A 14,601-nucleotide genomic window follows, 5' to 3' on the forward strand; every position below is an offset into this window, starting at 1 on the left:
ATGAAAAAATTACGTATAAAACTAGGGTTGTTGTTTCTCTTCCTTACCTTAGGACTGCATGCGCAACAGAAGGAAGCGTATCCTTTTGAAAATGAAATCATAGCCTTTAAAAAAGCTGATTCAGTGAAAATGCCACCCAAGCATGGCATTTTGTTTATAGGCAGCTCTTCCATCCGTGTGTGGGACGATTTAGAACAACGTTTTCCGAATAAGCCGATTATTAAAAGAGGTGTTGGCGGTTGCCAATTGGCTGATTTTCCGGCCTATTATATGGACGCTATTGTTTATCCGTATGAGGCCGATAAAATTTTTATTTATGCGGGCGATAATGATCTTGCTAGTGGAAAAACGCCAGACGAGGTATTCGAAAGCTTTAAAAAACTATGGCGTATGATACGGGCTAAACAACCCAAAACACCCATTTATTTTTTATCAATAAAATATTGCAATAGTCGTGCGAATTTAATGGATGCAGTAAAGAAAACTAATACAAAGATCGCAAAATTTCTCAAGCATCAGAAGAATGGAACCTACATTGATGTCGCCACTTCGCTATTAGGAGCAGATGGAAAGCCTGACGATGGGCTTTTCCGACCGGATCGGCTACACCTAAATACAAAGGGGTACGATCATTGGCAAAGAATAGTACAACCTTATCTTGATGAAGGTGTCTGAAAAGTCGTCTTAACGGGTTAACCCTATCATCTCAACTGGTCGACCTGTCTTTTGACTAATTACCCCATATCATCTCGATCCAAAGTATTCGGGATCGAGATCTATTCAACAAACAGGTCTTTCCCTACCCTACCTAAACCTCAAAAAGGCCTGTGCATAAGTATGCAAAACTTTTGTTTTATTTTTTGAAAGCTTCAGGACAATTTATTATTTTTTCTTGTTTTGTAAACACACATTGCTTATGTTTACGCCAACCTCTTATAACTTAATAAGTAAAGAAATATAAAGCTAGTTACTGAAGACAAGTACGTTTTTGTGAATAGAAGCATAAATGTTTAAATGACAATTACAAACTGTTTAATATAAACTTAAAAACCAATCATGATGAAAGTAAACGGCAAAACGAAACAAGTTTTGTATTCTATGCTTGCGTTAGCGCTAACCTTTCCGGATATAGGGCAAGCAAAGGTAATGTTAAAAGAAAGCCAGAAAGAGGTAACAGTGAACGTTGAACAGCAGCAAATTACGGTCACTGGAAAGGTCAATAGCATGACAGGTAATGAAGGAATTCCTGGTGTAAGCGTCCTAGTTAAAGGATCGCAAAAAGGAACAACCACAGATGCTGATGGACAGTTTAGGCTGGAGGGAGTGCCATCCAATGCGACACTGGTCTTTACTGCGGTAGGATACGGCTCGTTAGAAGAACCTGTGAATAACCGTAAGTCGATAACAGTTACCCTGCAAGAGGATGTAGCCAATTTGGAAGAAGTGGTGGTAGTTGGTTATGGTACACAGAAAAAGGAGACAGTTACAGGTTCCGTGACAACGGTTAAGAGTGAAGAATTAGTGAAATCTCCTTCACTGAACGTTTCCAATTCATTGGCAGGTCGGATGCCAGGGGTTATCGCAACTCAGCGAAGTGGCGAACCTGGTGGAGATGGTTCCAATATCAAAATCCGTGGTACGAACACCTTAGGAAATAGCAGCCCCTTAGTGGTTATTGATGGTATTCCCGCCAGAACAGGAGGAATAGAACGACTAAATCCAGCGGATATTGACAATATATCGGTTTTAAAAGATGCTGCTGCTGCGATATATGGTGCCCGCGCTGCCAATGGGGTCATTTTAGTGACAACAAAACATGGAAAAACGGGTCGACCGCTTTTATCCTATACATACAATCAGGGTTTTTCACAACCTACGGTAATTCCGGCATTAGCAGATGCGGTTCAATACGCCGAAATGCGCAATGAATTAGAGGTGTTCAAACTTCCGGTAAGTGAATGGGCCGCTGCCGATGCCGCCTTAAAGGCAGATGGAGCTTACACGCGTCCCAATGGTTCTAGTCTTACGGCGCCTTTCCTCCCTTCGGATTTCGAACAATTTCGGGATGGATCTGATCCTTGGGGGCATCCCAATACGGATTGGTATGATGCCGCCTTGAAAACATGGTCACCCCAAGCAAGACATAATGTGCAGCTAACGGGTGGGTCAGAAAAATTTAAATATTTAACCTCGATCGGTTATCAAAATCAGGACGGTTATTACAAACATTCGGCTACCGGTTATAAGCAATATGATTTAAGGATTAACTTGGATGCAACGATTAGTAAATATGTGAGTACGAAGATAGGCGTACTTGGACGGCAGGAAAATCGAAGTTATCCTACAAAATCAGCGGCCACCATTTTTAGAATGCTGATGCGTGGAAATCCTACAGAACCGGCATTTTGGCCAAACGGTATGCCGGGGCCTGATATAGAAAATGGTGAAAACCCGGTGGTTATCACGACTGATCAAACGGGTTATGATAAAAATAAGCAATACTATTTCCAAACAAATAGTCAGGTAGATATTACCATACCTGGCGTAGAAGGACTTAAGTTTACCGGTACGGCAGCCATCGATAAGTGGGTTAAGCAATCGAAGAAATGGGAAACACCTTGGTATTTATATACTTGGCAAGGTGACTATGAAGCCGATGGAACGACACCTCAACTGGTAAGGGGAGAGCGTGGACCTGCAGATCCCCGTTTAACACAAGCCAATGAAGATCAATTGAATGTTCTTTTAGGAGGCGTCTTGAATTACGATCGTTCTTTTGGTGAGCACCAGTTTAATATAATGGCGGGAGTAAACCGGGAAACTATTGATAATGATAATTTTAATGCTTTTAGACGCTATTTTATTTCAACAGCAATTGATCAACTCATTGCAGGCGGTGAGCGGGAGAAAAATAATAATGGTAGCGCATGGAAGCGGGCACGGCTCAATTATTTTGGTCGGGTAGGCTATAATTACCAAGAGAAGTATATAGCCGAATTTTTGTGGCGGTATGATGGCTCTTATATGTTTCCGGAAGATAGCCGCTTTGGATTTTTTCCAGGTGTGCTTGCAGGATGGCGTATTTCAGAAGAGAATTTCTGGAAGGAAAATGTTTCGTTTATCAATTATTTAAAACTACGGGCTTCGTGGGGAAGAATGGGTAATGATAATATTTATTTCAAAAATAACTATGCAGAAGGACAGTATCTGGAAGATGATGCCAAACTTCAAGAATATCAATACTACTCTACGTACGGCTTTGGTACCTATATTGTAGATGGCCAGTTAGTTAAATCGCTTTACGAATCACGTGTTCCAAACACTATGATTACTTGGGAGGTCGCCGATAACTATAATATTGGTTTAGACGGACAATTACTGGATGGCAAGATCAATTTTGAGTTTGATGTATTTATGAACAAGCGGTCTAATATCTTATGGCAACGTAATGCATCTATTCCGCAAAGTACTGGTATGATGCTGCCTGCAGAAAATATTGGAAAGGTAGATAATAAAGGTTGGGAATTTAATGTAGGGTATAATGGTAGTGTAGGAGACTTTAAATATAATGTCAGTGTTAATGGTGGTTATACCAAGAATAAGATCAAGTTTTGGGATGAAGCACCCGGAGCACCAGCATGGCAACGTACTACTGGTAAAGTTACCGACGCCCAATTGTACTACATCTATGATGGCGTGTTCCGTGATGAAGCAGATATCGCAGCAAATACTTTGGATTACAGTTCAGTAACGAATAATTTAAGGCCGGGGGACATGAAGTACCTCGATTATGATGGTGACGGGAAAATTACTCCTGATGATCGGGTGCGCCGAGATAAAAATAGGGAACCAACTTTTCAGGGAGGTTTGAATCTTGGCCTGCAATATAAGAACTTTGATTTAACCGTCTTATTTCAAGGTGCAGCAGGGGGAGAACTTCGTGTTGCTACTGACGAATCGGGTGCCATTGGTAATTACTTGCTGGAGTTCTATGAGAATAGATGGACTGTTGATAACCCAAGTAGCGAACATCCTCGTATAACCGATAGGAGTGATCAATACTACTCTAATAATAATACGTATTGGTTACAAAGCACGAATTATATTCGCCTGAAAAATTTGGAGTTAGGCTATACGCTTCCAGCAAAAATTGGCGAAAAAGTGGGGATCAGCAATTTGCGGGTTTATGTGAGTGGATTGAATTTGCTTACATTCAGTAAGATGAAAGCCTATGATCCTGAATCTACTAATGTGTTAGGGCAATATTACCCGCAATCACGTATTATCAATACTGGTTTGGCAGTAACCTTTTAAAGAACGCTGAAAATGAAAAATTCATATAACATTTTAGGTTGGATAACCTTGTTTCTAGTTGGATTTATATCCTGTAAAACTGATTTTCTAAATACCGAACCGATGTCTGAAGTGCCACAGGAAGTCGTATGGAGCGATGCTGGTTTGGCTGAAGCTTTTGTGTTGGAGATTTATAATGGCATGGGGCAGGGGGGCTTTGAGGAGGAAATGCAAGCGTCTATGACTGACGAGGCCATGTTTACACACCCTGGCCGTGGAATTAATACTATTACAGAAGCTCGATCAAACCCGGCAGACCAAGGAATGATTAAGAGAACATACCTTTGGGATTCTTTGTATGTGCGTATCCGAGCTACAAATATTGCCTTGAAAAATCTAGCAACACCACAGTTTGAGAATTCAAACAACTTGGTAGAACGACTAAAAGGAGAGGCTCACTTTTTACGCGCTTACTATTACCAACAAATGCTTCGGTTCTACGGTGGGGTTCCACTTATTGCACGGCCTTATGAACTTAATGAGGCAGATTATATGGCTCCTCGTAATACCTATGAGGAATGTGTTGATTTTATCGTAGCGGATTGCGATACAGCTACCAATTTATTAAAAGGTCTTACACCAAGTACGGGTAGGGCAACTGATATTGCAGCTATGGCCTTAAAGGCACGAGTGCTGTTGTATGCGGCAAGCGACTTGCATGATATGGCAACGGCTTCCAGTAAGTCTGCTACGATTGCTGGATATGAAAATAAAGAGTACTTAGGTTATGTGTCGGGAAGCCGGACGGAACGTTGGGAGAAGGCTAAGAAGGCAGCAAAAGCGGTTGTAGATCAGCAGGGTTTTGGTTATAAATTGGATTTAAGTGGTCCTGTAATACCGGAAGAAGGCACAGAGAATTACATGGTTTTATCGCTAGCAGGTGGTAGTAAGGCAGTTGCTGGTGATGGGGCACAAGAGTTGTTATTGGGGCGCTTTTTTGTCGATCTTAAAGATGAAGCAGGTACCTGGCTTGGTAGAAATAATGGCCCTAACGGCTATCACAATTGGGCAGGGAATACACCTATCCAGAACCTGGTAGATGATTATGAAATGATTGATGGCTCCAAATTCAGCTGGAATAATCCAGCACATAAGGCAGCGCCTTATCAGAATCGGGACCCTCGGATGTATGCCACCATCTTACACGATGGATCTGATTGGAAACCCCGCACCGGCGATGTGAAAGGACGCGATCCGAATAACCAGATTCAAACAGGGCAGTATCAGGTGACGAATTCTTCTGGACAAAAGATTACTCAGTATGGTTTGGATACACGTAACAGTCCTGTTGAAGATTGGAACGGATCACATACAGGTTATTATTTCAGAAAATTTACGGATCCTGATCCTGCTGTAGAGGATCAGAATACACGTCAGTTTATTCCTTGGCCCATTTTAAGATATACGGAAGCGGTTTTGAACTATGTAGAGGCCTGTATTGAGCTTGGAGAAGACGGCGAAGCACGGAATTGGTTAAATAAAATCCGTTTCCGTGCAGGGATGCCAGCAGTAAATGAGTCGGGCGACGCATTAAGGCAACGCTACCGTAACGAAAGGCGTATTGAGTTGGCCTACGAAGAACACCGATTTTTTGACGCCAGAAGATGGATGATCGCTCAGGAGACATTGGGAGAGAAAATCAGCATTGTCAATATTTTCGGTACACTGAAAGAGGGAAAACAAATACGGGTTTATAAATACGATCCACAGAATTATACGTACACCTACACAACATCTGAGCTGGATCCGGGCATTGAAGATCGTCGTTGGCTGGATAAAATGTACTTTATGTCCATAAACCGTGATGAGATGAACCGGAATACTAAACTGGTGCAGAACCCCGGTTATGATTAAGGGGTTTAAGGCTTTAGGTTGTAAGCTGTAAGCTAAGTTTTAAGGGATAAGTTTACCTGCCGCAGGCAGGCGTTGTAAGAGGGATAAAACTAATAAAAAGGCAACGGCTAAAAAGTGAGTATCCGAAAAGTCACCTTTTCGGATACTTTTTTTTGATTAGCGTATGCTTATCCCGTCTTCGGAATCTACTGCTAAAGCGGTTGGGTTATCCTTTTATCGCCTTCCACCGTGTTAGTCCTTCTAAATAATAATAATCGGCATATACGAGCGGCTTGTCAACTTCGGAATCATGGGGAAGACTGCCCACGCAATGTTTTAACAGAAAGCCACCATTATCCTCGCTTGCGAAATACTCAGGGCCTGAAAGTGTTTTTAACGTAGCAATAGCAAAATCCAGGTATTTCGTGCTGTCGTTACCTTTCGTCAATGTCGACAATTCAATTAATGCGGATGCGGTAATGGCGGCTGCTGATGCGTCTCGTGGAATATCATCTAGCTTCCGCCCGGAAAAATCAACGTCAGATGTATAACCGCTTTGGCCCGCGTTGAAATCCCAATATGGAATGTTATCATCTGGAAGATTGGGGTGGTTCATATAAAATTTCGCTGCTTCTTGCGCGGTTTTAAGGTAAGCGGGTTTTTTCGTTTCCTGATACATCATCGTAAAGCCGTAAATGGCCCATGCCTGCCCTCTGGCCCATGTAGAGTTATCGGCATAGCCTTGATTGGTTTGCTGGTGAATGGCATGCCCCTCCCTGTCGTAATCTACTACATGGTAGGTACTGTAGTCTTTCCGAAAATGGTTTTCCATGGTTTTGTCGGCATGGCTTATCGCCGCCGCTTTGTATTTCGGGTCTCCTGTTATGTCGGAAGCATAGCAGAGCATTTCCAAATTCATCATATTATCGATGATAACCGGGTATTCCCAAATGGTTTTTCCATCCCATGATTCCTTGCTGTTCCAAGACTTGATCAGGCCTACCTTCGCATCATAACGTTTTAATGCGGTATTGGCCGAATGGATAATGAGTTGCTGGTAAGTGGCTTTTTTCTGTGGATCATCCAAATACTTGATGGCGTTGCCGTAGGAACAATACATGACGAAGCCAATATCATGATGTTGGTCAAGATCTTTGGCAGCCTCTAAGGTTTCTGTCCATTGTATAGCATCGTTCTTGGTTTGTGGGTTATGGGTCTGATGGTAAATATACCATAAAGAGCCCGGGAAAAAGCCGCCTGTCCAGTCCCACTCATCCGTGCCAACCAATTTTCTCGATTTATCAGTCGTCCGTGGCCAACGTTTTGTCTTTGCGGCTTCAGTGGCCAATTGCTGGTATTGCTTTTCTGCTGCCAAAAATTGTTGTTCGATGTTGAACTTCCCTCTCGGCGCGCAACTAAATAGTAAACTTACTAAACTAATGCCCCATATAGGAGTAAGGATGCGTTGTGTTATATTACCCATGTGCTATTTTACACGAAATTCATATTGTCCTTTGGATGTTATTTTTTTTGCTGTGAGCGACAAACGATAAATGGCATCGCCCCATACGTTGCTCAATCGGGGGTCGTCCTGTGTTACCGTTTCTACGGTAGCGTCAAATTGTGCGGCATCATAGCTTAGCGTATAACGACCGTCATTTAACTGAATGCTGCCATTTCCTATTTGTGGCTTTTTTGCCAGTAAGAAATGGATAATATTGGCTTTTGTTGGTTTTTCGATGTCAAAGGTGTCCTTAATGAGTAGTTCTCCCTTCTTCAATTGATAACAACGCTTCCACTGTTTCACGCCGGCATTTACCGGATAGGCGCCTGCGATATCCAATTCAAAAAGCTTGCTTTTTGGTATAAAGGAAGTGTTTCGCGAACGGTAGTTGGAGCCAAACTGTTGGTCGGTGCCATTGATCTGTGGAAGATTGTGATAAGCACTCTGCATGGTCCATATATCATAACGCTCGTCACTGAATGTTTTCTTGTTATAGGTTCCAACGCCAGCATCAATAAATAGCGGCTGCTCCTCGCAATAGAAAATAAAGCTGCCAATGTCGTTGTGATTATGGCTCTCATTGTTATGGCCACCCTTGGCGGCAAAAAAATTACCCGGTTGTTTAAGAAAGAGCACTTCTGTCTCAGAATACCATTTGTACGCATTGCTTGGTAGGGAAGCCTTGCTGTGATCAATCTCTGCCATGGTCTGTAAGTCCTCCAAGCCACGGAATACGTCTCTGCTTGCCTTGAATTGTTCTTTTTTCTTGCTGACAAGGTATGTTGCAAACTGCTTCATCTCTTCGCTATTCACGGCTTTTCCATAACGATAGATCAGGTAGGGATTCTCACCTCCTTTGGCAGAAGCATCTGCAAAATTTACCACCCAATTATCGCCACCAATATAAGATTGGTCGATGTATTCGCCCATGTCGCGTATAAGCTTTTGATCAAATATCGTTACCTGTTTGTTGCTAGCGATCGATAAGAGTTGTAGGTAATCGTACAGTTTCCCCGCAGCATGTCCCCAATAAGAAGGTCCTTCTTCACAGGCTCCATCCGCTTTGATATAGTTGATAAACTTATCGACAGATTGCATGGTTTTATAGATGCCTGCTAATTGTGTTTCGGGACGGTCTTCTACCAGCAATAGGCAAGTCAGTACGTTGAAATTACACCACGGGTTCCAATTATTGACCACTTGGTCGCCCTTTCGCTGAAAACCCTGCCACCACATGTCGTTTCGATCAAGGTATGGACTAATAATACGTTGTTGAATGTTCGTTTTTAGACGGCTACTGATTTCCGGATTTACCTCGTCCATTGCGGGTTTCATGTAATAGTATATCCAGGATAACATGGAACCTAAATCGCCCGCCATGAGGTCTACCACATGGGTGCCTTCTTGCGGTAGGGTACGTTTCGATGATTGGAAAGCGGGAACATGTGCAGAAAGCGACCATGTACTCATTTCCGTAAAATACCAAACCCCGTTAATGATCTGATCGAGGTATCGTCCTTTCCCTTCTGCCAGTTCTGCAAAGAAGAGTCGGCTAAGAGCTGTGGCATTTTCGTTCGCGGGCTTTTCCATGATAACGCGCGATCCTGTGCGTTCATAGGCCAGGTAGTCTGTGGCTTTGACAACTTGCCATTGGTAGTCTAAATAGCGGTTACCTTCCTCGATAACCGTTTCTGCAACAGGAGCAAATAGTTTGCTCCACGCTTGACGGTCGCTATATGCTGGAAAGGGAACCCATAATTTGGTCTGTGCCAAGCTTTTTTTGAGGTCGGCTTCACTGTATTTTCCGGCCAGAAGGTTTCGCTCCTGTGCCTGCAAAGGGTTCCCTGCCCCTGCGATAAGCAGGAACAGGGATAAAATAAATAATATGCTTGTCTTTACCATCCTTCGTTTTGTGTTAGATTGGGATTTAGTTCGCGTTCTGCGCCCGGAATCGGCCATAGCTTGTGTCGGCTTTGGTAGCCACGGGTAACGAGATTGTCGCCCATAATGCTCTTTTCAATAAAACCTGTTGATACGTCGCTCAGCTGATTCCAACGTTTTAGGTCAAAATAACGCCAACCTTCGGCTGCCAACTCGATCTTACGCTCATGGCTTATCCGCTCTTGCATTTCCGTTTTACTTGTTACAGCTAGGAAAGGGGCGCCACTATTTAGTCCCGGCATGCTTGAGCGGGCCCGCACTTTGTTCAGTTCGGTGATGGCATTTGTCAGTTGGCCGTCTTCATTATAGGCTTCAGAAAGCATCAAGAGTACATCGGCTAAGCGTATAAGCGGAAAATTGATGGGCGTATGGGCACGATCGGTAAGGCTTCCTTTGAGGTTTCCTTCTGGAACGAATTTACGCCATACATAGGTTAACCATCCCCGATTGTTTCGGATTTGACCAAAGTTCTCGTTAACGCCGGTAGCTAAAACCAATTGCATCTCGCGTTCAGCGTTCGCATTCCAACCCAGATAATAGGAGTAAGGAACAATAAGGGTTTGGTTCATGCGCGGGTCTCTATTGGCATAGATCTGCCGGAGTTTTGCCGTGTCTGGAACTTGGGTAAGTGTACCATTGTTTTGCGTTGCCATCATGGCTGATTTTTTTACGGCGTTGTCTTCATTATAGTTTGGAAAATAGGCGTCCCAATCGAAAGGCGACCCGTCTTTGTTTTCGTAGCTATCTGCAAAGCGCGTACTGGGCAACACATTGTTCCAGTCGCTTCCAAAAGTCGATCGTGTGCCCATGTAGAAAGCCATAGGCATACCATAGGAAAAGCCCGTGCCGCCCATGTTTTGTATCGCAAAAATCATCTCAGCACTCTGGTCGTCTTCCATGGTAAAGAGGGAGGCATAGTTTGTCGCCAACGTATAGCCATAACTATTGCTTTTATTATAGACAATCTCCTCAAAGTCCTGTATGGCACTTTTCCATTCCTTGGCGTATAGGTACACTTTGCCGCGCAGGGCATAAGCAGCACCTTTGGTAACACGTCCATAATGCTTATCATCATAGGAAACCGGAAGGTTCGCTATCGCAAAATCAAGGTCAGCTAAAATAAATTGCTGCACATCCGCCAAGCTGGAACGTGGATTCGCTAGATTACTAAAATCCTTGTTCAGGTCTACGCTTTCGTCATACAAGGGTAGTTCACCGAAAAGGTTCGTCAGCTGGAAGTACATGAGCGCTCGTAGAAAACGCAGCTCACCAATGAATACATTCTTTGTCTGCTCATCAATGCTTGTCATCTGTTGTATCTGTCCGATGGCATGATTGCTACGTTGTATCAGATCGTAACCGGCCTGCCAACGGTCAACTACCAGAGCAGTTCGGTCGGTGAAGGTGCCGCTGATGACATCTCCCAAGCCAGGAGGGTCGTATCCTAAGCCTATATCGGTGAGACAATCGTAAGAAAATTGAAGGCCAAAGGTGTTTTCTTTTTTGAGATCATTGTATACACCTAAAACACCGGCTAATGCCTGATCTTCATTTTGCCAAAACGTATTGGCACTTACCTGACTGTAAGGTTCCGTATCAAGTTTATAACAAGAGGTTAAACTTAAAACTCCTGCTAGTAATATAAGGATTGCAAATCTGTTCATGCTGTTTAATTTAAAAGGTTAGACTTACACCAAAAACGGCTTGCTTCAACGTAGGATAATTGCTTCCGCTCACTTCGGGGTCGAAACCATCGTAGCTGGTAAATGTCCAGTAATTTTCCAATGAACCGAACACACGCAAATTCTCTACGGCAAAGCGTTTGGTAATGGCATTCGGCAGTGTATACCCTAATTGTATGTTTTTGACGCGAAGGAACGACTTGTTCTGTAACCAGAAATCGCTATTACGGGTATTGATGGTATTGGTATAGGGAAGGAGACGCGGATAGGTGGCATCGGTTTTCCCATCTACCCACCGGCCATCGGCAATGTCCTGATTGATCTGATAACCCCAACGGACAGTAGGTGTATAATAACCGTCGGTATAGACCAATTCATTTCCGGCATTGCCCTGCAAAAAAACAGAGAGATCGAATCCCTTATAATCAAAGCCTACATTAAATCCATAACTTATGCGTGGGGCTGTACCATGTCCTACAGGTACGCGGTCTTCGTCATTGATGATGCCGTCTCCGTTGCTGTCCTTATAAAGTAAGTCGCCTTTTTTGGGTGTCCCATAGGCTGCAAATGGGTTGACTTTGTTATTGGTAGCAGGATCGATGGGTGCGTTATCGATCATTTGTTGTACTAAAGCAAGATCTTCATCCGTTTGGATAATCCGATCGGTGAGTAGGATATACTGCGTATTGATGGCATAACCTTCTTGGAGGAGATTAGCTCCTGAAATGGAACGGTCGCCTCCTTTGAAGGTGATGACCTTATTATCGATGAAAGTGAAATTGCCTCCAACATGAAAGTTTACATCTTCCCCGATTTTATCGCGATAAGTTAAATCAAGCTCTAGTCCCTTATTACGCACCTTTGCGGCATTCGTGCGCGGAATGGTCGCATTTCCTACCACGAGTGGAGCAGGGAGGTTAATCAGGATATTTTTGGTTGTTTTATTGAATACATCGATCGATCCGCTCAGTTTGTAGTTAAAGAGATCAAAATCCAAACCCGCATTTAAAATATTGGTACTTTCCCAGGTAAGCAGGCTATTGCTAAGCATGGTTTGCGCAAAGCCAACAAATAGCTGATTGTTCAGTACATAGTTTGCTGCATTGTAAAGCGTTTGGTATTCGTAATTGTTGATGCTGGCGTTGGAGCGGAAAGAATCATCCAAGGTTCCATTATTCCCCAAAGAGCCGTATGAAGCACGGAATTTCAAGTTGGGCATCCAGGAGATGCTGTAAAAATCTTCGGACGATATTTTCCAACCAAATGAGGCCGAAGGGAAGGTTCCCCAACGGTTTTTGCCCGACATGAAACGGGATGAGCCATCGGTACGGAGATTGACTTCCAATAAGTATTTATCATCCCAGGACAGGTTGAGCCGACCAAAGAACGAACGCATGGCCCAGTCGGTCATGTCTCCTAATGCCGAGGCATCCATCGTGGCGGCATTCAGTACACTGAGCGAGGGATCAACTAGGTCTAACTTGGAGGCGGCAAACCAGCCATCTTTCAGATACTCTTGGCTAGCCCCAACCATTAATTCGTATTGTAATCGGTCATTTACGGCTTGGTTTTTATAACGTGCTATCCCATCCATATAATAGCGGTGGGACTTGATGGATTCATTGGTTACCGATGTTCGCCCTGTTCCGGAAATCGCCACAGAATTGGTGAGGAAATTCCAACGATCATTGAATACCGGTTGCCAGTAGACATAGTCGTCATTATAAGTATAGGTGTATGATCCCTCCAGACTTAGCCCTTTCACAGGAGTCATTTTTCCATAGAACCGTGATACCAATTGCTGTTTATTCCGGTCGCCTTTTCGTGCGTTTAGCCTATGGAGCACGTTGTTGGATTGCGGGTCGTCTTCTGGATTGTTCGGTGCGCCGAAACGGCCATCGGGTGCCCGTAAAACCATACCGGGGGTACTTGCGGCTGCATAGGTAAAGACATCATTAATCAGATCCGTACCGATGTCGGTCTTAGACACCACGCCACTAATATTGGCCCCCAGGGTAAGCCAGGGCTTGACATTGGCTTCGACATTAACACGACCAGTATGCCTTTTATAGGTGGCTTTTTCAATAATACCGGGATTGTTTAGTAAACCATATGAGCCAAAGACTTTCATTTTCTCCGATCCTCCGGTAAACGATACGTTGTGGTTCTGGCTCAGTTTGCTTTGCAATACATCATCCACCCAATCTACATTGGGGTATTTTAGCGGATCGGTTCCCGAGTTCTGCCTCCATAGGTCGATGCTCTCTTGAGAGAATATAGGAGTTGCATTGGGATCGCCATTATGATACCCTTCGTTAACCAGTTCCATATAATCGGCATAGTTGGATACCATGTTGATTATATTTGAGGGGCGTTGTGTAGAAAAATAATTGCTATAGTTGAGCTTAAATTGATCGGTTTTTCCACGTTTGGTGGTAACGAGGATCACGCCATTGGCCGCTCTTGACCCGTAAATAGAAGCAGATGCGGCATCCTTCAGGACAGAGATACTTTCCACATCCTGTGGGTTGAGCAGGTTCATATCACCGGCGACTCCATCGATAATAACCAGCGGATTGGCATTGTTCAATGTCCCTTGCCCACGCACACGTAAGGTTCCGCCATCGGCTCCGGGTCGACCAGAGCCTTGGTTAACATATAAGCCGGGGGCCTGCCCGGAAAGTCCGGAAGAAAGTGAGGTAATGGGCCTGTTCTCTACTACATCGCCCATTTGAATGGAAGAAACAGAACCGGTTAAATTTTCTTTCTTCTGGGTGCCAAATCCAACAACGACTACTTCGTCCAATCCCTGGAGCTCGCTTTCCAGCGTGATGGTGAGGGGTGTGCTATTGTTAACGGTGACTTCTTTTGGGTCGTATCCTACACAGCTGACCACCAGTGTGATGGGAAAATTTCCATTTTTGATTTCAAAGGACCCGTTTGGCGTAGTGGAGGTTTTGTTGTTGGTTCCTTTGATCTGGACTGTGGCAGCTTCAATGCCATTTCCCTGTTGGTCAAGCACCTTCCCGCTTATGGCGGCCTGCCTCACCAGGGTTTCTGATGTCGGACGGGGCATATTATGAGGAGATGCCTGTCCCTGAAAGGGAAGTCCGAGAATGGTTGTGAAAAAAAGGGGTAAAATGATTGGTTTTGTCATAATGTATTGGTTTATAGAAAATAATACAATGCGTTAGTTTTTATATATGGACATGACCAATCTGCTACCTCTCCCCTAGGCTATCCTGCTGTTTAGGTGGCTAGTTATCGAATGGCCGATATATGCATCAT

7 protein-coding genes are annotated in these 14,601 nt (G+C 43.9%); 3 read left to right on the forward strand and 4 right to left on the reverse strand.

What is annotated here, in order from left to right; genetic code table 11:
- The 3 genes from ABD930_RS05120 (at position 1) to ABD930_RS05130 (ending at position 6,207) form a co-directional block, all read left to right on the forward strand.
- Positions 1-675 carry a GDSL-type esterase/lipase family protein gene (locus tag ABD930_RS05120; protein ID WP_345230627.1) on the forward strand — a complete coding sequence of 225 codons (675 nt, stop codon included), beginning with the start codon at positions 1-3 and terminating at the stop codon, positions 673-675.
- A gap of 381 nt (positions 676-1,056) precedes the next feature.
- Positions 1,057-4,314 (forward strand): SusC/RagA family TonB-linked outer membrane protein, encoded by a 3,258-nt coding sequence (locus ABD930_RS05125; protein ID WP_345230628.1) that lies wholly within the window; start codon positions 1,057-1,059, stop codon positions 4,312-4,314.
- A gap of 12 nt (positions 4,315-4,326) precedes the next feature.
- Positions 4,327-6,207, forward strand: coding sequence for a RagB/SusD family nutrient uptake outer membrane protein (locus tag ABD930_RS05130; protein WP_345230629.1), 1,881 nt, complete (start codon positions 4,327-4,329; stop codon positions 6,205-6,207).
- 205 nt (positions 6,208-6,412) lie between these two features.
- Here ABD930_RS05130 and ABD930_RS05135 read toward each other — a convergent pair whose 3' ends face one another.
- The 4 genes from ABD930_RS05135 to ABD930_RS05150 are packed head-to-tail and all read right to left on the reverse strand — an operon-like array spanning position 6,413 to position 14,470.
- Complete coding sequence (locus ABD930_RS05135; protein WP_345230630.1) at positions 6,413-7,669, reverse strand: glycoside hydrolase family 88 protein; 1,257 nt, start codon at positions 7,667-7,669, stop codon at positions 6,413-6,415.
- A 3-nt stretch (positions 7,670-7,672) separates the two neighbouring features.
- On the reverse strand, positions 7,673-9,592 hold the full coding sequence (locus ABD930_RS05140) for a heparinase II/III domain-containing protein (RefSeq protein WP_345230631.1): 1,920 nt from the start codon (positions 9,590-9,592) through the stop codon (positions 7,673-7,675).
- On the reverse strand, positions 9,586-11,295 hold the full coding sequence (locus ABD930_RS05145; protein WP_345230632.1) for a RagB/SusD family nutrient uptake outer membrane protein: 1,710 nt from the start codon (positions 11,293-11,295) through the stop codon (positions 9,586-9,588). Before ABD930_RS05145 ends, ABD930_RS05140 begins: the two co-directional genes overlap by 7 nt.
- A gap of 10 nt (positions 11,296-11,305) precedes the next feature.
- Positions 11,306-14,470 carry a SusC/RagA family TonB-linked outer membrane protein gene (locus ABD930_RS05150; protein WP_345230633.1) on the reverse strand — a complete coding sequence of 1,055 codons (3,165 nt, stop codon included), beginning with the start codon at positions 14,468-14,470 and terminating at the stop codon, positions 11,306-11,308.
- Between the last annotated feature and the right edge of the window lie 131 nt (positions 14,471-14,601).

The organism is Olivibacter ginsenosidimutans, from assembly GCF_039542865.1.
Taxonomy (GTDB): Bacteria; Bacteroidota; Bacteroidia; order Sphingobacteriales; family Sphingobacteriaceae; genus Olivibacter; species Olivibacter ginsenosidimutans.